Origin of the sequence: Enterobacter sp. SA187, from assembly GCF_001888805.2 — a bacterium.
Lineage (GTDB): Bacteria > Pseudomonadota > Gammaproteobacteria > Enterobacterales > Enterobacteriaceae > Enterobacter_D.
The window spans coordinates 4306960-4327580 of record NZ_CP019113.1; the positions used below are offsets into that span (position 1 = coordinate 4306960).

Here is a 20621-nt window from a genome sequence, read left to right on the forward strand (position 1 = left end):
TTTAAAAAATCTGCGATTCATCCCCTCTTCCCTTCGTTGTTAATCTCTGTGCGTGACATGCCCGTACCCTACATAAGGTAAAACTATGAAATTCAAACTCGCCTTACTCAGTGCAGCCCTGGTTTCTGTCAGCATGTTGTCCGGTAACGTTGCGGCGGCGGAAAAGTATGAAATTGCCGTGGTGGCGAAAGTCACCGGCATTCCCTGGTTCAACCGCATGGAAACCGGCGTGAACGACGCCGCCAAAAAGCTGAATGTGAATGCGTATCAGACTGGCCCTTCCACACCCGATCCTGCCCAGCAGGTGAAGGTGATTGAGGATCTGATCGCCAAGAACGTCAACGCCATTATCGTGGTGCCTAACGATGCGAAGGTGCTGGAGCCGGTGCTGAAAAAAGCCCGCGATAAAGGCATTGTGGTGCTGACCCACGAATCCCCGGATCAGCAGATCGGCCAGTGGGATATTGAAACCATCGACAGCGAAAAATATGCGCAGGCTAACGTCGATGAGCTGGCGAAAAGCATGGGCGGCAAAGGCGGCTACGCCATTTACGTGGGATCGTTAACGGTGCCGCTGCATAACGCCTGGGCGGACTACGCCATCAAATATCAGAAAGAAAAATACCCCGAGATGTTTGAAGTCACCTCCCGCCTGCCGGTGGCGGAAAGCATTGATAAATCCTACTCCACTACCCTGGATCTGATGAAAACCTATCCGCAGATGAAAGGTATTATCGGCTTTGGCTCCCTTGGCCCAATCGGTGCCGGTCAGGCGGTGCAGAAGAAACGCGCTAAAGAAAAAATGGCGGTTGTCGGTATTGCCATGCCTGCCCAGGCCGCGCCGTACCTGATGCGCGGCGACATTAAAAAGGCGCTGCTGTGGGATCCGAAAGATGCCGGTTATGCGCTGGTTACCGTTGCCGATCAGCTGTTGCAGGGCAAGGAAGTGACGCCGGATCTGACCATCGATGGTTTAGGCAAAGCCGATGTGGATATGGACAAAAAAGTGATCCGCTTTAACAAGATCCTCGAAGTCACCAAAGATAACGCGCAATCACTCGGTTTCTGAGGCACTCCGCCCGCACCAGGGAAACCGAATAACTAAAACAATTCACACTCAGCGCCCGTAAGGGCGCTTGCAGGAGTATTGCCCATGGCAGACACCGCCGCATTTATCTCACTTGAGAATATCAGCAAGCAATTTCCGGGCGTGCTGGCGCTGGATAACGTGAACCTGACGCTGAAAAAAGGCGAAGTTCACTGTCTGGCAGGGCAGAACGGCTGCGGAAAAAGCACCATCATTAAAGTGATTTCCGGCGTCTACCACCCGGAAAAAGGCGCGCAGATTATGCTCGACGGCAAGCTGTTCCATCAGCTGACGCCGCAGCTCTCCGCCCATTACGGTATTCAGGTGATTTACCAGGATCTGTCGCTGTTTCCGAACTTCAGCGTGGCGGAAAACATTGCCGTTAACCGCTATCTGCCGGGGGGCGATATCTGGGTGCGCCGCGGGGCGATGAAAGCCCAGGCGCTGGCCGCCATGAAACGCATTGGCGTGGCCCTCGACCCGGATAAAAAAGTCGAAAAACTCTCCATTGCTGACCGCCAGCTGGTGGCGATCTGCCGCGCCATCGCCGCCGATGCCCGGCTGGTGATCATGGATGAGCCCACCGCCTCGCTGACGCGCCAGGAGGTGAACGGCCTGCTGCGGGTGGTGAATGAACTGAAAGCGGCGGGCATTTGCGTGGTCTTTGTCAGCCACCGTCTGGATGAGGTGATGGAAGTGGCAGATCGCATCAGCGTGATGCGCGACGGTAAGCTTGTCGGCACCTGGCCTGCGCAGGAGCTGGACAGCCACGAGCTGGCGTTCCTGATGACCGGGCAGCGTTTCCACTACAGCCCGCTGCCGGAAAAACCGCCCGCCGATCAGCCGCCGATGCTGGAATTACGTAACCTGAGCCGCAAAGGAAAATACCAGAACATCGATCTGTCATTACGCAGCGGCGAGATTGTTTCTGTTGTCGGCCTGCTGGGCGCGGGCCGTACCGAGCTGTGCCTGAGCCTGTTTGGCATGACGCAGCCAGAAAGCGGCGAAATGCTCATTAATGGTCAGCCGGTGCGCCTGCGTAATAATCACGACGCCATCAGACACGGCATCGGTTATGTGTCGGAAGATCGCCTGACGCAGGGGCTGATCATGGAGCAGTCGATCTATGACAACACCATCGTCACGGTCTTCGACAAACTCCATACCCGCAGCGGTCTGCTCGATCATGCCAAAGCGCAAAAGCTGGTAAGCGATCTGATCCGCGATCTGAACATTAAAGTTTCCGATCCACACCTGCCGGTGAAAACCCTCTCCGGCGGCAACGCCCAGCGTATCGCCATCGCCAAATGGGTGGCGACTAACCCGCGCATTCTCATCCTGGACTCCCCCACCGTCGGCGTGGATATCGCCAATAAAGAGGGAATTTATCAGATTGCCCGCGATCTGGCGGAACAGGGTATGGCGGTGCTGATGATTTGCGATGAGATCCCGGAAGCCTACTACAACAGCCATCGCGTGCTGGTGATGCGCCGCGGCAAGCTGGTCGCTGAATTTAATCCCCATCGCTGTACCGAAGCGGAAATTGCTGAAGTGGTCGAGGTCATCAATGAATAACGTGCGTCTTTCCCGCCTCGTCGGGCAACATGAGTTCTGGCTGGGGCTGTTAGTTATCGCCCTGATCGTCGGGCTGAGCGTCAGCACCGATGAGTTTCTTTCGCTGGGCAACCTGACGGATGTCGCCACCAGCTACGCCATTCTGGGCATTCTGGCCTGCGGGCTGTTTGTGGTGCTGATTTCCGGCGGCATTGACATCTCTTTTCCGGCGATGACCGCCATCGCGCAGTACGCCATGGCCAGCTGGATGATCGCCCACGGCGGCAACTTTGTGCTGGCGCTGGCGATGGCCATTGCCGTCGGCCTGCTGCTTGGGCTTATCAACGGCTTTCTGGTCTACTGGTTGCGCGTGCCGGCGATCATCATCACCATCGCCACGCTCAACGTCTATTACGGTCTGCTGGTCTACGCCACCAAAGGCACCTGGCTGTACGGCTTCCCGGACTGGTTTATGAACGGCATCAACTGGTTCTCCTTTACCGCTGCCGACGGCTACGACTATGGCCTGACGCTGCCGCTGCTCTGTCTCGCCGCAGTGATTATATTCACTGCCATTCTGATGAACTACACCCGGCTGGGCCGCCAGATTTACGCCATGGGCGGCAACCGTGACGCCGCCTCCCGCCTCGGGCTGAATCTGCTGAAGCTGCACTTCTGCGTTTACGGCTATATGGGCATTCTCGCCGGTATCGCCGCCGTGGTGCAGGCGCAGATCACCCAGTCGGTTGCGCCAAACTCCCTGCTCGGCTTTGAGCTGACGGTGCTGGCCGCCGTGGTGCTGGGCGGCACCAGCATGACCGGCGGTCGCGGCACGCTGACCGGCACGCTGCTCGGGGTGATCCTGCTGGCCTTCCTGCAAAACGGCCTGACGCTGTTAAGCGTCTCCTCTTACTGGCACACCGTGTTCAGCGGCACCATTATCCTGATCAGCATCAGCGCGACGGCGTGGAACGAAAAACGCAAACTCGCAGGGGAACTTTAAGATGAAAACCTTCACCCGTTATCTGCCTGGTGATGCCATCATTCGCCTCCAGTGCGTGATCATTATTGTCGTTGCCGTGGTCTTCTCGGCGCTGCTGGGCAGCCGCTTTTTCAGCGTCGCGAATTTCCAGTCCATCAGTTCGCAGCTGCCGATCCTCGGCATGCTGGCGCTGGGCATGGGGCTGACCATGCTCACCGGCGGCATTAACCTGTCGATTATTGCCGGTGCTAACGCCTGTTCGCTGGTGATGGCGGCGATTATTGTCAGCCATCCGGATAATCCCCTCTTCTTTATGCTGGCGCTGCTGGCGGGGCTGGCCGTCGCGGTGGCGATTGGCGTGCTAAACGGCGCGCTCATCGCCTGGGTGGGCGTCTCGCCTATTCTTGCGACCCTCGGCACCATGACGCTGATCTCCGGGCTGAACATTCTGTTTTCTAACGGCACGGTGATCTCCGGCTTCCCGGCGGCGATCCAGTATTTAGGTAACGCCACCCTCGCGGGGATCCCCGTCGCCCTGCTGCTGTTTATTCTTGTAGCCGTGTTGCTGTGGGTGTTACTGGAGCACACGACGCTTGGACGCAGCCTCTATCTGGTCGGTTCCAACGAGCAGGCGACGCGCTATTCCGGGGTGAATACCGTGCGGGTGCAGATTTCCGTCTACGTGATTTCCGCCCTGCTCGGCTGGGTGGCGGCCATCCTGATGATGGCGAAGTTCAACTCGGCGAAAGCCGGGTATGGCGAATCCTATCTGCTGGTGACCATTCTTGCCTCGGTGCTTGGCGGCATCAACCCGGACGGCGGCTTTGGCCGCGTCATCGGCCTGGTGCTGGCGCTGGTGGTGCTGCAAATGCTGGAAAGCGGCTTCAATCTGCTGGGGATCAGCAGCTATCTGACGATGGCGCTCTGGGGCGCGGTGCTGATCCTCTTTATTGCCTTACAGAATCGTAAAGCCTGATTTCAGGAGAAAAAAGATGGCGAGTTACTTCATTGGTGTGGATGTCGGAACCGGAAGCGCCCGCGCGGGCGTGTTTGACCTGAACGGCAGAATGGTCGGCCAGGCGAGCCGGGCCATTGAAATGTATCGCCCGCAGGCGGATTTCGTTGAGCAGTCTTCAGACAATATCTGGCAGGCGGTGTGTAATGCGGTGCGCGATGCCATTAACCAGTCGGACGTCAATCCGATCCAGGTGAAGGGGCTGGGATTCGACGCCACCTGTTCGCTGGTGGTGCTGGACAAAGAGGGCAAGCCGCTGACCGTCAGCCCCTCCGGGCGCAGCGAGCAGAACATTATTGTGTGGATGGATCACCGCGCCATTACCCAGGCCGACCGCATTAACGCCCTGCACCATCGGGTGCTGGATTACGTCGGCGGCATCATTTCCCCGGAAATGCAGACGCCAAAGCTGCTGTGGCTGAAACAACACATGCCGAACACCTGGGCTAACGCCGGTTACTATTTTGATTTGCCGGACTTCCTGACCTGGCGCGCCACCGACGATGACACCCGCTCCCTCTGCTCCACCGTCTGCAAGTGGACCTACATGGGGCATGAAGATAAATGGGACGGCAGCTATTTCCGTGAGATTGGGCTGGAAGATTTACTTGAGCACGACGCGGAAAAAATTGGCCGCTATGTGAAAACCATGGGCGAACCGCTCGGCCACGGCCTGACGCCGCGCGCCGCCAGCGAAATGGGGCTGATCCCGGGCACGGCGGTCAGCGTGTCGATTATAGATGCCCACGCCGGTACGCTCGGTACGCTGGGCGCCTGTGGCGTGTCAGGGGAAGTGGCGGATTTTGATCGCCGCGTGGCGCTGATCGGCGGGACTTCCACCGGGCATATGGCTATCTCGAAAGCGCCGCGTTTTATCGGCGGCGTCTGGGGGCCGTACTATTCGGCGGTGCTGCCTGGCTACTGGCTGAACGAAGGCGGCCAGTCGGCGACAGGCGCGCTTATCGATCATGTGATCCAGTCGCATCCCTGCTATGAAACGCTGCTGGCGCAGGCAAAAACCCAGGGGCAGACCATTTATGAACTGCTGAATGCCCTGCTGCGTAAAATGGCGGGCGAGCCGGAAAACATCGCCTTTCTGACCCGCGATATGCATATCCTCCCCTACTTCCACGGCAACCGCTCGCCGCGCGCTAATCCGACGCTCACCGGGGCGATCACCGGCCTGAAGCTTTCCCGCACGCCCGAGGACATGGCGCTGCAATATCTGGCGACCATTCAGGCGATTGCGCTGGGCACCCGCCATATTATTGAAACCATGAATCAGACCGGTTACGCCATTGATACCGTGATGGCCAGCGGCGGCGGCACCAAAAATCCGGTGTTCGTGCAGGAGCACGCCAACGCCACTGGCTGCGCCATGCTGTTACCGGAAGAGAGTGAAGCCATGCTGCTGGGCAGTGCGATGATGGGCACCGTGGCCGCAGGCGTCTTCGACAGCTTCCCGGAGGCGATGTCAGTGATGAGCCGTATCGGTAAAACGGTGACGCCGCAAACCAACCGTATCAAGCAGTATTACGATCGTAAATATCAGGTGTTCCATGAGATGTACCTCGATCATATGAAATACCGTCAGTTGATGCAGGAGGTTGAATGAACAGCGCCTGGCGTCAGGCAAACGAGGCCTGGCAAACCTACAGCGACGCGCTGGCCGGACTGGGCCAGCATCTTACCGCTGAGCAGTGGGACGCCCTGCTGGCAGAGCTGCGCGGCTGTACGGGGAAAATCGTGGTCACCGGGGTGGGAACCTCCGGCATCGCGGCGCGTAAAATCGCCCATATGCTGGCCTGCGTGGAGCGTCCGGCGATCTATCTGAACGCCACCGATGCCGCCCACGGCGATCTGGGTTTTTTACGGTCGGGGGATCTGATGATCATGCTGTCCCGCGGCGGCAACTCGGACGAACTGACCCGCCTGCTGCCGGGGCTGGCGGCCAGACAAGTGCCGCTGATCAGCGTCACGGAAAACCGCGGGTCGGCGATTGCTCAGGCGGCGCGGCTGGTGATCTCAACGGGCGTGCAGCGGGAAGTGGATCCGCTGAATATGCTGGCAACCACGTCCATCATCCTGGTGCTGGCGATTTTTGATGCGGCCTGTGCCTGTCTGATGAGCGAGAGCGGGTATACGAAAGAGACGCTGCTGGCGGTGCATCCGGGCGGAGATGTGGGTGTGACGCTGCGCGGGGAGCGGTGATATTGCCCGGCGGCGCTGCGCTTGCACGGGCCTACATGAACTGGTTATGCCCGGCGGCGCTGCGCTTGCACGGGCCTACATTAACGGCTGGCGGGTTATGCCCGGCGGCGCTGCGCTTGCGCGGGCCTGCATTAACCCGAAGAACCGAAGACAAGTAGGCCGGGTAAGCGCAGCGCCACCCGGCAATAAAAAAGGCCGCTTACGCGGCCTTTTCAGGGTTTATCGCGGATCAGGCATAAACCGGGAAGCGGGCGCAGATTTCCAGCACTTTCTGTTTCGTGCGTTCAATCACCGCTTCATCGTTGATGCTGTCCAGCACGTCGCACATCCAGCCAGCCAGTTCCTGGGCTTCCGCTTCTTTGAAGCCGCGACGGGTGATGGCCGGGCTGCCGATACGGATACCGGAGGTCACGAACGGGCTTTTCGGATCGTTCGGCACGCTGTTTTTGTTCACCGTGATGTTAGCGCGACCCAGCGCGGCGTCAGCTTCTTTACCGGTCAGGTTTTTGTCCACCAGATCCAGCAGGAACAGGTGGTTATCGGTACCGCCGGACACCACGTTGTAGCCGCGATCGAGGAATACCTGCACCATCGCTTTCGCGTTTTTCGCCACCTGCTGCTGGTAGGTTTTGAATTCCGGCTCCAGCGCTTCTTTCAGCGCTACGGCTTTACCGGCGATCACGTGCATCAGCGGGCCGCCCTGCGCGCCAGGGAAGACCGCAGAGTTCAGTTTTTTGTACAGCTCTTCGCTGCCGCCTTTCGCGAGGATCAGACCACCGCGCGGGCCAGCCAGCGTTTTATGGGTCGTAGTGGTCACCACGTGCGCATGCGGCACCGGGTTCGGGTAAACGCCCGCGGCAACCAGACCGGCCACGTGCGCCATGTCGACAAACAGGTAAGCGCCGATGCTGTCGGCGATTTCACGCATTTTCGCCCAGTCAACCACGCCGGAGTACGCGGAGAAGCCGCCGATGATCATTTTCGGCTTGTGGGTCTGCGCCTGTTTTTCGAGGTCTGCGTAATCAATATGACCGGTCTCATCAATGCCGTAAGGCACGATATTGTAGAGCTTGCCAGAGAAGTTAACCGGGGAGCCGTGAGTCAGGTGGCCGCCGTGCGCCAGGTTCATGCCGAGCACGGTATCGCCCGGTTGCAGCAGCGTGGTGTACACCGCGAAGTTAGCCTGCGAGCCGGAGTGCGGCTGGACGTTAGCGTAGTCAGCGCCGAACAGTTCTTTCGCGCGGTCGATCGCCAGTTGCTCAACGATATCCACGTATTCACAACCGCCGTAGTAACGTTTACCCGGATAACCTTCCGCATATTTGTTGGTCAGCTGAGAGCCCTGAGCCTGCATCACGCGCGGGCTGGTGTAGTTTTCGGAGGCGATCAGTTCAATGTGTTCTTCCTGACGTACTTTTTCCTGCTCCATAGCCTGCCACAGTTCGGCATCATAATCGGCAATGTTCATTTCACGTTTTAACATCCGCATCTCCTGACTCAGCTAACGGTAATTACAGCTCTGAAGGGGGGCCCTTTTGGGCAACGGCGACCAGTATAACTGATTCATATCGTGATAACAGGTCTTGACAAAGGATTTTACGCAAACGATTGGCTGCCCGCCGTACAAGGGTTTGATGGAAAAGCCGTAACCCGGCGGAACCGGATTTCTTTTCAGCTTTGTGATGTAAATTTTTCATGACTGTGAGCCATCATAACTAAAATGCACTAAGTCATTTACAAGCGCAGGGTTATTTCTATAAGATGCATATAAAATACAACTTATAGTTCTGCTAAAAAGGAAGCTGCCATGCTAGACGCTCAAACCATCGCCACCGTGAAATCCACCATTCCCCTGCTCGTCGAAACCGGCCCGAAACTTACCGCCCATTTCTATGACCGGATGTTTAAACACAATCCGGAGCTGAAAGAGATCTTCAATATGAGCAATCAGCGCAATGGCGATCAGCGTGAAGCGCTGTTCAATGCCATTGCCGCCTATGCCAGCAATATTGAAAATCTGCCCGCGCTGCTGCCGGCGGTGGAGAAGATCGCCCAGAAGCACACCAGTTTTCAGATCAAACCGGAACAGTACAACATTGTCGGCGAGCATCTGCTGGCGACACTGGATGAGATGTTCAGTCCGGGTCAGGAAGTGCTGGATGCGTGGGGCAAAGCCTATGGCGTACTGGCAGGCGTGTTTGTAAATCGTGAAAGCGAGCTGTATCAGGAGCACGCCAGCAAAACCGGCGGCTGGGAAGGCACACGAGCGTTTCGCATCACCGCAAAAAATCCGCAGAGTGCGCTTATCACCAGTTTTGAATTTGCGCCGGTGGATGGTCAGCCGGTGGCGGATTATCAGCCGGGGCAGTATCTCGGCGTATGGCTGAAGCCGGAAGGTTTTCCGCATCAGGAAATTCGTCAGTATTCCCTTACCCGCAAACCTGACGGGAAAAGCTATCGTATCGCTGTGAAGCGCGAGCCGGGCGGTCAGGTGTCGAACTGGCTGCATAATGACGCGACTGTGGGTGACATCGTGCATCTGGCGGTACCGGCGGGAGATTTCTTCTTACAGGTGACGCCGGAAACACCGGTGACGCTGATTTCCGCGGGCGTCGGCCAGACGCCGATGCTGGCGATGCTCGATACCCTGGTCAGCCGTCAGCACGCCGCGCAGGTGAACTGGTTCCATGCGGCGGAGAATGGCGATGTGCATGCTTTTGCCGATGAAGTGGCGCAGCTTGGCGCGCAGCTTGCACACTTTAGTTCGCACACCTGGTATCGACTGCCGACCGATACGGATCGCGCGGGAGCGGGTTATAACAGCGAAGGCCTGATGGATTTGAGTCAGACTGAAGGGTTGTATTCCGACCCGGCGATGCAGTTCTATCTGTGCGGACCTGTGGTGTTTATGCAGTTTGCCGCGCGGCAGCTGGTGGAGTCGGGCGTGAATAAAGACAACATTTACTACGAATGTTTCGGGCCTCATAAGGTGCTGTAATCGCCCGGCGGCGCTTCGCCTGCACGGGCCTGCGAAGAGTTTTGCAGGCCGGGTAAGCGCAGCGCCACCCGGCAAGAATGTTAGATAGCCGCGTCGTCTTCTTCACCGGTACGGATACGCACCACGCGGGCGACGTCGAAGACAAAGATTTTACCGTCGCCAATTTTGCCGGTTTGCGCCGTGCGGATAATGGTATCCACGCAGGTATCAACAATATCGTCGGTGACGACAATTTCAATTTTTACTTTCGGCAGAAAGTCCACCATGTACTCAGCGCCGCGGTACAGTTCGGTATGCCCTTTCTGGCGGCCAAAGCCTTTCACTTCGGTCACGGTCATCCCGGTAATGCCCACTTCGGCCAGCGCTTCGCGCACATCATCCAGTTTGAAAGGTTTAATAATCGCATCAATCTTTTTCATGGTGGTTCCCTGAATTTTTGCCTGCAGGCGGCTACGTTATCGGTTGCTCACACTACCATATTCACTGCGCTTTGCGGATCACTCTTTAAAATCGTTCGCATCAAGTTCATGGCGCGATAACAATTTATAAAATTCGGTGCGGTTGCGCCCGGCCATGCGCGCGGCGTGAGTCACGTTACCTTTGGTGATTTGCAGCAGTTTGCGCAGATAGTTCAGCTCAAACTGGTTTCTGGCTTCGGCAAAGGTCGGTAGCGCAGTGTTCTCCCCTTCCAGCGCCTGCTCCACCAGCGCGTCGCTGATCACCGGCGAGGAGGTGAGCGCCACGCACTGCTCGATAACGTTCACCAGCTGGCGCACGTTGCCGGGCCAGCTGGCGGTCATCAGCCGCTTCATGGCGTCGGTGGAAAAGGCGCGCACGAAGGGTTTATGGCGATCCGCTGACTGGCGCAGAAGGTGATTCGCCAGCAGCGGGATATCTTCGGCACGCTCCGCCAGCGCCGGGATTTTCAGGTTCACCACGTTCAGACGATAAAAGAGATCTTCGCGGAACTCGCCGCGCTCCATCGCTTTCGGCAGATCGCGGTGGGTGGCGGAGATAATGCGCACGTTGATGTCGATATCGCGGTTGCTGCCGAGCGGGCGCACTTTGCGCTCCTGCAACACGCGCAGCAATTTCACCTGTAACGGAATGGGCATATCGCCGATTTCGTCGAGGAACAGCGTGCCGCCTTCCGCCGCCTGAAACAGCCCTTCACGGCTGCTGACCGCCCCGGTAAAGGCGCCACGGGCATGACCAAAAAGTTCGGATTCCAGCAGCTGTTCCGGCAAGGCGCCGCAGTTGATGGCGATAAAGGCGTTTTTACTGCGCGGGCTGGCGTTGTGGATCGCCTGGGCGAGGATCTCTTTGCCGGTGCCGCTCTGGCCGTTAATCAGCAGGCTGACGTCCGACTGTGCCACCATGCGCGCCTGCTCCAGCAGACGCAGCATCAGCGGGCTACGGGTGACAATGGTTTCCCGCCAGAGGTCATCCCCCGCCGGGGCGGAGTGCTCCAGCGCGCCGTCGATGGCTTTGTAGAGCGCGTCTTTATCCACCGGCTTGGTAAGAAAGCTGAATACGCCCTGCTGGGTGGCGGCCACCGCGTCGGGGATTGAGCCGTGCGCCGTCAGGATGATCACCGGCATGCCCGGCTGCTGGCGCTGGATCTCGGCGAACAGCTGCATGCCGTCCATTTCATCCATCCGCAGGTCACTGATCACCAGATCGATTTTTTCCCGCGTCAGCACGCGCAACCCTTCCTGCCCGCTCTCAGCGGTGACCACGCTGTGACCTTCGCTGGTCAGGCGCAGGCCGAGCAACTTCAGTAAACCAGGATCGTCGTCCACCAGCAGCAGACGGGCGGGTTTACGGCTTGTCATGGCTGGCATCCTCATTTTTTACGTCAGGGTTGGCGGAAGGCAGATCGTTACCGGCGGGTTTGCGCGTCGATAAACGCCGTTCGATATCGGTCAGGTTTTCCAGTTTGCGCGAGGTGGTTTCCAGCTGTTCACGCAGGTATTGCTGCTGCTGACGCAGGGTATCCAGTTCGCCATCGGCAGACTGCTGGAGCTTGCTGTAGCGGTAGCGCTCTTCTGACAGCTGTAATTGCAGCGCCTGCCCTTCGCGCCACACCTGATACAGCGGACGCACCTGGGCCGGTAGCTGCGGGCTGAGGGTGTCGAGACGGGTAACGAAGGCGCGACGTTCCACCGGTGAAATTTTGGCGCTGGCCAGCAGAATGCCGCGCTTGAAGGTATCCTGCCAGGTGTCATCCGGCCAGCTTCGCGCTTCGGCGCGGGCGGTCGCGGGCGCCAGGCGTTCCGCGCAGTCCATGCCGCGCAGCCAGTACAGCGGGTTAGTATCCACAGATTTTCCGTGCAGCGACCAGATGTCGTTGCAGTCGGTGGACAGGAAATCCGCCAGTTGATGCTGGGGAAGTTTCTCTTCCTGTTTTTCGTTGACGGCGCTTTTTGGCACATGGGCAATACAGCCCGTCAGCAGCAGACAGGGCAAGCCTGCGCGCAGAAGCCCTGACAACGACACCGCGTTCAGCACGCGATTAAAAATGTGCGACATACTCACCAGACGTAGATTCATTTTAGGGATTTTTCCGGCGCACTGAGCGGTAGCTCAATGCGGAAACAGACATCTGACTGGCTGTCGGCCACCAGATGCAGCTCACCTCGCATGCGATGAATACAGTCTCTGGCGATACTCAGCCCCAGCCCACTGCCTTTCACCGCCCCTTTTCGTTGATGACTTCCCTGGAAAAAGGGTTCAAAAATCATCGCCTGTTCCGCTTCGGGGATCGGCGTACCCGTGTTGGCTACCTCAATGGCTAAGCGTGCCCCATGAGTGTAGCTGCGAATATAAATGTTACCGGATTCAGCCCCATAGTGCACCGCGTTCGAGTAGAGATTATCGAGCACGCTCATCAGCAGCATCGGCTCCGCCAGGCAGTGCGTTTCCGGCAGTGAGACGTCGGTATGCATCATTTTAGCCCGTGCCGGTAAACTGTGTGCGGCGATCACTGCCTCCACCAGCGGCGCTAAATCAACCCTTTCCAGTTCGACCGCGCCATCCGCCAGCTTGCGGTTGTAATCCAGCAGTTGCTCAATGAGTTTTTGCAGGTTACGGCTGCTGTCATCCAGAATCGCCACCACCTCTTTTTGCTCCGGGGTGAGCGGGCCAACTACTTCATCGGCGAGCAGCTCCGTGCCTTCGCGCATACTGGCGAGCGGGGTTTTCAGTTCGTGGGAAAGATGGCGTAAAAACTGGTGACGCTGGGACTCAAGCCAGGCGAGGCGCTCGCTGAGCCAGAGAATGCGCTCGCCCACCGAGCGTAATTCCCGCGGCCCTTTAAACAGCACCCGCTGCCCGAGCGTGCGCCCTTCGCCAAGACGATTGATCATCCGCTCAATGCCCTTCACGGGGCCGATGATCATGCGGGTAAACAGCAGTACCAGCCCCAGGCTGACCAGAAACAGCACCAGCGCCTGCCAGCCAAAAAACTGTCCACGCTCGGCGATCTCCTGTTGCAGCTGTTGCCCGCGGGAAAACACCACCGCGCGCGTGGACTGCACCATCATGGTATTGGCGGCGGCAAAGGCTTCCAGCCGCGCTGAGGCGGCGTCGCCGGGGCCGCTGTTATGGCACTGCAACTGCGCCAGATCGTTCAGATCCTGGCGCAGCGCAAGATAGAGTTTTTCATCCGGCAGCACGCCCGCGTGGGCATCCAGCATATCGCTGTAGCGCTTACGCTGGCTCTGGTAGACGCGGGCCAGGGTGGGATCGTCCAGCACGCAATACTGGCGATAGCTGCGCTCCATTTCGAGGGCAACGTTGGTCATCGCCTCGCTACGACGGGCGTCAATCAGCGTGGTACGGTTGGTCTGCGCCGCCTGGGCGCTGAGGGTATTAAGGCTCTGCCATGCCTGCCAGGCCAGCACTAACAGCGGCAGCAGGATCAGCAAAAAGGCCATCATAACCAGTTGTCGCAGGGAGCGGGGGAAGCCGGGCCAGGGTTTCAACGCACTATTCTCGTGAAAGCGGATTTTAGAGGATGCTAACTGAGTAACGCGCCGGGGGAAAGTTAAGATTACCGTGGGACAAAAACAACAAAGCCGGGAATTACCCGGCTTTATCTGGAATTAGGCGGTGCCTTACTCGACGTTTCGCCCGGGGTCTGAAATAGCAGCGCTATGATCAGCAGTTGGACGGCAGGCACCTTTTTGTGCGTCATTCTGAGTTTATGTAGCACGTCCCGGAGGGGCTGACATAAGAAGGTGAATGAGCCACTGCCTTATAATATGCACAACCCGTGCCAATGTACAGGGTTTATTATTTAACCATTGAATTAAAAGGATTTAATTATTTAAACGGTGGTACTTAGCCTGCTCACTTTTACGCCATACTGTCGCCAAAAAGCAACACAGCGGAAGCGCAAAGGTCATCACTAACAAAATCAATGAGTTAAGTGTCGCCAAAAAGAGACAGGAAAATGCGCCACTGTCGGCTAAAACCGACAGTGGCGTGTGAGCATTATCCCAGTTGCTTACGGGCGTTACGGAAGATACGCATCCACGGGCTGTCCTCGCCCCAGTTTTTCGGGTGCCAGGAGTTGCTGACGGTACGGAATACGCGTTCCGGGTGCGGCATCATCAGCGTTACGCGACCGTTTTCCGAGGTCACGGCGGTGATGCCATTCGGCGAGCCGTTCGGGTTAGCCGGATAGGTCTGCGTCACCTTGCCGGTGTTATCCACGAAACGCAGCGCCACCAGGCCTTTGCTTTCCAGCGCCGCCAGATGGGCGTCATCGCGCACTTCCACACGACCTTCCCCGTGAGAAACGGCAATCGGCATCTGCGAGCCGACCATCCCCTGCAACAGCAGAGACGGGCTTTGCGTCACTTCCACCAGGCTGAAGCGGGCTTCAAAACGGTCGGAGTGGTTACGCACAAAGCGCGGCCACAGATCGCTGCCAGGGATCAGTTCGCGCAGGTTGGACATCATCTGGCAACCGTTACATACCCCCAGCGCCAGCGTCTGCGGGCGATGGAAGAAGGTTTCGAAGGTGTCACGTACGCGGCTGTTGAACAGAATGGATTTTGCCCAGCCTTCCCCTGCCCCCAGCACGTCACCGTAGGAGAAACCGCCGCACGCCACCAGCGCCTGGAAATCATCCAGACCGGTACGGCCCGCCAGCAGGTCGCTCATGTGCACGTCGATAGCGTCGAAACCGGCGCGGTGGAATGCCGCCGCCATTTCAACATGGGAGTTAACGCCCTGCTCGCGCAGTACCGCCACTTTCGGACGCGCGCCTGTCGCGATATATGGCGCGGCGATGTCCTCGTTGATGTCGAAGGAGAGCTTCACGTTCAGACCCGGATCGGCATCGTTGGCTTTTGCCTGGTGCTCCTGGTCAGCGCATTCCGGGTTATCGCGCAGACGCTGCATCTGCCAGGTGGTTTCTGCCCACCACATACGCAGCGTGGTACGGCTTTCGCTGAACACCGGCTGTTGCCCGGCGGTAAGCGTAAAGCGATCTCCCGTTACGGCCTTGCCCAGGTAGTGCACGCAGTCCGCCAGACCGTGTTTGCTTAAAATGTTTTCCACCGATTCGCGGTCGGCGGCGCGGATCTGGATCACCGCGCCCAGCTCTTCGTTGAACAGCGCGGCCAGGCGATCGTCCCCCAGCGCGGCAATATCGGCTTCAATACCGCAGTGACCGGCAAAAGCCATCTCTGCCAGCGTCACCAGCAGGCCGCCGTCAGAGCGGTCGTGATAGGCCAGCAGCTGGCGTCCCGCCACCAGCGCCTGGATGGCATCGTAGAAGCCTTTCAGCTGCGACACGTCGCGTACGTCCGCCGGTTTGTCGCCCAACTGACGATACACCTGCGCCAGCGCCGTTGCGCCCAGCGCGTTGTGACCTTTACCCAGGTCGATCAGCAGCAGGGCGTTATCGTCGGTGGAGAGCTGCGGCGTGATGGTATGGCGCACGTCTTCCACGCGGGCAAAGGCGGTGATCACCAGCGACAGCGGCGAGGTCATTTCGCGCTGTTCGTTGCCGTCCTGCCAGCGGGTTTTCATCGACATGGAGTCTTTACCCACCGGAATGGTCAGGCCGAGCGCCGGGCAGAGTTCTTCGCCCACCGCTTTGACCGCTTCATACAGCCCGGCGTCTTCGCCAGGGTGGCCGGCTGCCGCCATCCAGTTGGCGGAGAGCTTAATGCGTTTGATGTCGCCAATCTGCGTGGCGGCGATGTTGGTCAGGGCTTCGCCCACCGCCAGACGGGCAGAGGCGGCAAAGTCCAGCAGCGCCACCGGCGCGCGTTCGCCCAGCGACATGGCTTCGCCATAGTAGCTGTCGAGGCTGGCGGTAGTCACGGCACAGTTCGCCACCGGCACCTGCCACGGCCCCACCATCTGATCGCGGGCCACCATACCGGTGACGCTGCGGTCGCCGATGGTGACAAGGAAAGTTTTTTCCGCCACCGCAGGAAGATGCAGCACGCGGTTAACCGCCTCCGCCACGGTGATGTTCTGACGGTTAAAGGCTTCGCCTGCCGCTTTTTGCGTCTGCACCGTGCGGGTCATTTTCGGCGTTTTACCCAGCAGCACGTCCAGCGGCATGTCGATAGGCTGATTGTCGAAGTGGCTGTCGGCCAGGCTTAAGTGCATCTCTTCGGTGGCTTCGCCAATCACCGCATAAGGGGCGCGCTCGCGACGGCACAGGGCATCGAACAGCGGTAACTGATCGGCGGCGACCGCCAGCACATAACGCTCCTGGGATTCGTTACACCAGATTTCCAGTGGGCTCATGCCCGGCTCATCGCTGAGGATTTTGCGCAGATCGAACCGACCGCCGCGGTTGCCGTCGCTCACCAGTTCCGGCATGGCGTTGGACAGACCGCCCGCGCCGACGTCATGAATAAAGAGGATTGGGTTAGCCTCGCCAAGCTGCCAGCAGCGGTCGATCACTTCCTGGCAACGACGTTCCATTTCAGGGTTGTCGCGCTGGACGGAGGCAAAATCGAGATCCGCGTCGGACTGGCCGGAGGCCATAGAGGACGCCGCGCCGCCGCCCAGACCGATATTCATCGCCGGGCCGCCCAGCACGATCAGTTTCGCGCCAACGTTGATCTCGCCTTTTTGCACATGATCGGCGCGAATGTTGCCGATCCCGCCCGCCAGCATGATCGGCTTATGATAGCCGCGCAGCTCTTCGCCGTTGTGGCTGTTCACTTTTTCTTCATAGGTACGGAAGTAGCCGTTCAGCGCCGGGCGACCGAATTCGTTATTAAAGGCCGCGCCGCCAAGCGGGCCGTCGGTCATAATATCCAGCGCCGTCACGATGCGATCCGGCTTGCCGAAATCTTCTTCCCACGGCTGTTCAAAGCCCGGAATACGCAGGTTGGAAACGGAGAAGCCCACCAGCCCGGCTTTCGGCTTCGCGCCGCGCCCGGTGGCGCCTTCATCACGAATTTCACCGCCGGAGCCGGTTGCCGCGCCCGGCCACGGCGAGATCGCCGTCGGGTGGTTATGGGTTTCCACTTTCATCAGGATATGCGTCGGCTCCTGGTGGAAGTCGTAGCGCCCTTCTTCGTGGCTGGCGTAGAAACGCCCCACCTCTGAACCTTCCATCACGGCGGCGTTGTCTTTATAGGCCGACAACACGTGATCCGGGGTCTGTTCAAAGGTGTTCTTGATCATTTTAAACAGCGATTTCGGCTGCTGTTCGCCGTCGATCACCCAGTCAGCGTTAAAGATCTTGTGACGGCAGTGTTCGGAGTTCGCCTGGGCGAACATATAGAGCTCGATGTCGTTCGGGTTGCGGCCCAGACGGGTAAAGGCATCGAACAGGTAGTCAATTTCGTCTTCCGCCAGCGCCAGCCCCAGACGGAGGTTGGCATCGTTCAGCGCCTGACGCCCCTGCCCCAGCATATCCACGCTGGAAACCGGCGCAGGCTGGTGATGGGCAAACAGCTGCTGCGCGTCATCAAGCGCCGCGAACACCGTTTCCATCATGCGGTCATGCAATTCGTCCGCCACGGCCTGCCACTGTTCCACGCTCAGTTCAGCGGCGTCAACATAATACGCCACACCGCGCTCAAGGCGGCTGATCAGCGCCAGCCCGCAGTTGTGGGCGATATCGGTGGCTTTGGATGACCAGGGTGAAATGGTGCCGGGACGCGGCGTCACCAGGATCAGTTTGCCTGCCGGGGTATGGCTGGCGAGCGCCGGGCCGTATTGCAGCAGACGCGCCAGTTGGGCGTGTTCATCGGCAGTTAACGGGGCGGTGAGATCGGCAAAATGGACATACTCGGCGTAAATGTTGCTTACAGGAAGGTCGGCCGCCTGAAAACGCGCCAGCAATTTGTTGATACGGAAGGCAGACAGGGCAGGCGAACCACGCAGAATTTCCATCATAAGTCTCTCGTCTTTAGCGCGTCGGTGACGCTTTACGTATGCGCAAGGTGGGGAAAACGGGCACATTATAGAGAATAGTGAGCGCCGACGAAACCGTTTGCGTGGAAATAAAATCGGCGCAGTTTTTGCGCCGCTGCGCCTGCCGCTTTGCGAATTAGTTGCCAACTGCCTTATTGTTAAGCAAAATGCCGCTCATCCTTCATCACGCATTATTGTTATCAGGGCAGCATCTACTCAGGACTCGCGCGGCGCAGAGAATTAACTAATTGAAAAAATTAAAGCTTAATTATCTGCTTATCGGCATCGTTACCCTGCTGCTGGCAGCGGCGCTGTGGCCTTCCATTCCCTGGTCAACTAAAGCCGAAAACCGCATCGCCGCCATCCAGGCGCGCGGTGAGCTGCGCGTCAGCACCATTGTCTCCCCGCTGACCTGGTCTTCTGTGGACGACAAGCCTTCCGGTCTGGATTACGAACTGGCGCAGCAGTTTGCCGATTATCTGGGCGTGACGCTGAAAGTGACGGTGCGCCAGAATATCAGCCAGCTGTTTGACGATCTCGATCATGATCGCGCCGATATGCTGGCCGCCGGGCTGGTGTATAACAGCGAGCGCGTGCGTAATTATCAGGCCGGGCCAATCTACTATTCCGTCTCGCAACAACTGGTATACCGGGTGGGCAGCTATCGCCCGCGCTCGCTCGCGGAAGTGAACGCCTCGCAGCTGACCATTGCGCCGGGGCATGTCGCCATCAACGACTTGCAGGCGCTGAAAGCGCAGAAATTCCCGGATCTGAGCTGGACGGTGGATGAAAAACTCGGCACCAGCGCCCTGCTGCAACAGGTGGCAGACGGTAAGCTGGCGTACACGGTGGCGGATTCTGTCGCCATCAGCCTGTTCCAGCGGGTGCATCCGGAACTGGCGGTGGCGCTGGATATCAGCGATGAGCAGCCGGTAACCTGGTTTACTCACAAAGACAGCGACAACACCCTGTCTGCGGCGATGCTCGATTTCTTTAACGATATCAATGAAGACGGTACCCTGGCGCGGCTGGAGGAGAAGTATCTCGGCCACGGCGAGGGCTTTGACTATGTCGATACCCGCTCCTTCCTGCGGGCGGTGGACAATGTGCTGCCGGAACTGCAGCCGCTGTTTGAGAAATACGCGCAGAATATTGACTGGCGGCTGCTGGCGGCAATTTCGTATCAGGAATCCCACTGGGACACCCAGGCCACCTCGCCCACCGGCGTGCGCGGCTTAATGATGCTGACCAAAAACACTGCCCAGAGCCTTGGCCTGAGCGATCGTACCGATGCTGAGCAGAGTATCAGCGGCGGCGCGCGCTATTTGCAGGACATGATGGGCAAAGTGCCGGAGACGGTGCCGGAAGAAGAGCGTATCTGGTTTGCGCTAGCGGCCTATAACATGGGTTACGCGCACATGCTGGACGCCCGCGCGCTGACCGCCCGCACCAAAGGTAATCCGGACAGCTGGTCTGATGTTAAGCAACGCCTGCCCTTACTGAGCCAGAAGCCCTGGTACAGCAAACTCACCTATGGCTATGCGCGGGGTCACGAGGCCTATGCCTATGTGGAGAATATCCGTAAGTATCAGATAAGCCTGGTAGGGTATTTGCAGGAGAAAGAGAAACAGGCGGCGGAGGCATTGCGTCTGGCGCAAAGCTATCCGATCGTGGAGATAGAGGAACTGGATGCGCCTCAAGAAGGCGTGCTGCCTTTCAGCGCGTTTTCCCCGGCGGAGGTGCTGGGCCATTCCCCGCTGATACTACCTCAGGCTCCGGCGCAGCTGCCGCCGGTGCAAAAACCCGCGCCTTAGCGCGCGTCTGTCGCGCCCTTTTTCAACGCTTTTTTCTCGGCCCGCCGCGCCCGGAAAAAGGCGCTCAGCATACCGGCGCACTCCTCGCCAAGAATGCCTTCCATAATCTCCACCCGGTGATTCATACCCGGATGGTGCAGCACGTCGATAAGGGATCCTGCCGCGCCGGTTTTCGCATCCCGCGCGCCGAAGATCAGCCGCCCGATGCGGCTGTGCACCATTGCGCCTGCGCACATCACGCACGGCTCCAGCGTCACATAGAGCGTGGTATCCAGCAGACGGTAGTTTTGCTGTACCAGCCCGCCCTGCCGCAGCGCCATAATTTCGGCGTGGGCGGTGGGATCGTGACGGCCAATGGGCCGGTTCCAGCCTTCGCCAATCACCTGGTTATTGTGCACCAGCACCGCGCCAACCGGTACTTCCCCTTCATCCCAGGCGCGCTGAGCAAGCGTAAGCGCATGGCGCATCCAGTATTCATGGGTCAATTCAGCGTCGGACAAGTTATAGCACTCCAGTGATAAAAGCGGGGCGCATTATACACAGTCGCTATGTATCAG

Annotated in this window: 14 protein-coding genes and 1 pseudogene; 8 read left to right on the forward strand and 7 right to left on the reverse strand. The window is 58.6% G+C overall.

The annotated features are described in order from the left end of the window. Positions 1-85 precede the first annotated feature (85 nt). The 6 genes from BMF08_RS20555 (at position 86) to BMF08_RS20580 (ending at position 6849) form a co-directional block, all read left to right on the forward strand. The gene (locus BMF08_RS20555) at positions 86-1069 is read left to right on the forward strand and encodes an autoinducer 2 ABC transporter substrate-binding protein (protein ID WP_072569358.1); all 984 of its coding nucleotides are present in this window, start codon (positions 86-88) and stop codon (positions 1067-1069) included. Positions 1070-1153: 84 nt separating this feature from the next. Next, entirely contained in the window at positions 1154-2662 is a 1509-nt protein-coding gene (locus BMF08_RS20560; RefSeq protein WP_072569359.1) for a sugar ABC transporter ATP-binding protein, read from the forward strand. Then, on the forward strand, positions 2655-3644 hold the full coding sequence (locus BMF08_RS20565) for an ABC transporter permease (RefSeq protein WP_072569360.1): 990 nt from the start codon (positions 2655-2657) through the stop codon (positions 3642-3644). Before BMF08_RS20560 ends, BMF08_RS20565 begins: the two co-directional genes overlap by 8 nt. 1 nt (position 3645) lies before the next feature. Continuing rightward, entirely contained in the window at positions 3646-4599 is a 954-nt protein-coding gene (locus BMF08_RS20570; protein ID WP_072569361.1) for an ABC transporter permease, read from the forward strand. A gap of 16 nt (positions 4600-4615) precedes the next feature. Further along, a complete protein-coding gene (locus BMF08_RS20575; RefSeq protein ID WP_072569362.1) occupies positions 4616-6253 on the forward strand; it encodes an FGGY-family carbohydrate kinase in 1638 nt (545 codons plus the stop codon). Next, complete coding sequence (locus BMF08_RS20580; protein WP_072569363.1) at positions 6250-6849, forward strand: KpsF/GutQ family sugar-phosphate isomerase; 600 nt, start codon at positions 6250-6252, stop codon at positions 6847-6849. Before BMF08_RS20575 ends, BMF08_RS20580 begins: the two co-directional genes overlap by 4 nt. Before the next feature lie 229 nt (positions 6850-7078). On the opposite strand, the gene glyA is transcribed toward BMF08_RS20580, so the two are convergent. Next, entirely contained in the window at positions 7079-8332 is a 1254-nt protein-coding gene (gene glyA / locus BMF08_RS20585) for a serine hydroxymethyltransferase (RefSeq protein ID WP_072569364.1), read from the reverse strand. Between the two features lie 324 nt (positions 8333-8656). Here glyA and hmpA point away from each other — a divergent pair, with 324 nt between their 5' ends. Continuing rightward, complete coding sequence (hmpA, locus tag BMF08_RS20595) at positions 8657-9847, forward strand: NO-inducible flavohemoprotein (protein ID WP_072569366.1); 1191 nt, start codon at positions 8657-8659, stop codon at positions 9845-9847. 80 nt (positions 9848-9927) lie between these two features. Here the strand turns inward: hmpA and glnB are convergent, their stop codons facing one another. The 5 genes from glnB to purL all read right to left on the reverse strand — a co-directional run bounded on the left by glnB (position 9928) and on the right by purL (position 18232). Further along, the gene (gene glnB, locus BMF08_RS20600; protein ID WP_002438074.1) at positions 9928-10266 is read right to left on the reverse strand and encodes a nitrogen regulatory protein P-II; all 339 of its coding nucleotides are present in this window, start codon (positions 10264-10266) and stop codon (positions 9928-9930) included. A gap of 78 nt (positions 10267-10344) precedes the next feature. Next, positions 10345-11682, reverse strand: a complete 1338-nt coding sequence (gene glrR / locus BMF08_RS20605; RefSeq protein WP_072569367.1) for a two-component system response regulator GlrR — start codon at positions 11680-11682, stop codon at positions 10345-10347. Continuing rightward, the gene (gene qseG / locus BMF08_RS20610; RefSeq protein ID WP_072569368.1) at positions 11669-12400 is read right to left on the reverse strand and encodes a two-component system QseEF-associated lipoprotein QseG; all 732 of its coding nucleotides are present in this window, start codon (positions 12398-12400) and stop codon (positions 11669-11671) included. The genes glrR and qseG overlap by 14 nt, the downstream gene beginning before the upstream one ends. Then, a complete protein-coding gene (gene qseE / locus BMF08_RS20615) occupies positions 12397-13833 on the reverse strand; it encodes a two component system sensor histidine kinase QseE/GlrK (RefSeq protein ID WP_072569369.1) in 1437 nt (478 codons plus the stop codon). The genes qseG and qseE overlap by 4 nt, the downstream gene beginning before the upstream one ends. 511 nt (positions 13834-14344) lie before the next feature. Beyond that, positions 14345-18232, reverse strand: coding sequence for a phosphoribosylformylglycinamidine synthase (purL, locus tag BMF08_RS20620; protein WP_072569370.1), 3888 nt, complete (start codon positions 18230-18232; stop codon positions 14345-14347). Positions 18233-18498: 266 nt separating this feature from the next. Between purL and mltF the strand changes: the two genes are divergently transcribed. Beyond that, positions 18499-20064, forward strand: coding sequence for a membrane-bound lytic murein transglycosylase MltF (gene mltF, locus BMF08_RS20625; protein ID WP_072569371.1), 1566 nt, complete (start codon positions 18499-18501; stop codon positions 20062-20064). Here the strand turns inward: mltF and tadA are convergent. Next, positions 20061-20598, reverse strand: a pseudogene (tadA, locus tag BMF08_RS20630) (tRNA adenosine(34) deaminase TadA). The gene mltF and the pseudogene tadA sit on opposite strands and share 4 nt — an antisense overlap. Between the last annotated feature and the right edge of the window lie 23 nt (positions 20599-20621).

Coding starts and splice junctions, on each gene's coding strand:
- BMF08_RS20555 (WP_072569358.1), top strand. CDS start 86: ATGAAATTCAAACTCGCCTTACTCAGTGCAGCCCTGGTTTCTGTCAGC.
- BMF08_RS20575 (WP_072569362.1), top strand. CDS start 4,616: ATGGCGAGTTACTTCATTGGTGTGGATGTCGGAACCGGAAGCGCCCGC.
- BMF08_RS20570 (WP_072569361.1), top strand. CDS start 3,646: ATGAAAACCTTCACCCGTTATCTGCCTGGTGATGCCATCATTCGCCTC.
- glnB (WP_002438074.1), bottom strand. CDS start 10,266: ATGAAAAAGATTGATGCGATTATTAAACCTTTCAAACTGGATGATGTG.
- BMF08_RS20580 (WP_072569363.1), top strand. CDS start 6,250: ATGAACAGCGCCTGGCGTCAGGCAAACGAGGCCTGGCAAACCTACAGC.
- purL (WP_072569370.1), bottom strand. CDS start 18,232: ATGATGGAAATTCTGCGTGGTTCGCCTGCCCTGTCTGCCTTCCGTATC.
- hmpA (WP_072569366.1), top strand. CDS start 8,657: ATGCTAGACGCTCAAACCATCGCCACCGTGAAATCCACCATTCCCCTG.
- BMF08_RS20565 (WP_072569360.1), top strand. CDS start 2,655: ATGAATAACGTGCGTCTTTCCCGCCTCGTCGGGCAACATGAGTTCTGG.
- glrR (WP_072569367.1), bottom strand. CDS start 11,682: ATGACAAGCCGTAAACCCGCCCGTCTGCTGCTGGTGGACGACGATCCT.
- glyA (WP_072569364.1), bottom strand. CDS start 8,332: ATGTTAAAACGTGAAATGAACATTGCCGATTATGATGCCGAACTGTGG.
- BMF08_RS20560 (WP_072569359.1), top strand. CDS start 1,154: ATGGCAGACACCGCCGCATTTATCTCACTTGAGAATATCAGCAAGCAA.
- qseG (WP_072569368.1), bottom strand. CDS start 12,400: ATGAATCTACGTCTGGTGAGTATGTCGCACATTTTTAATCGCGTGCTG.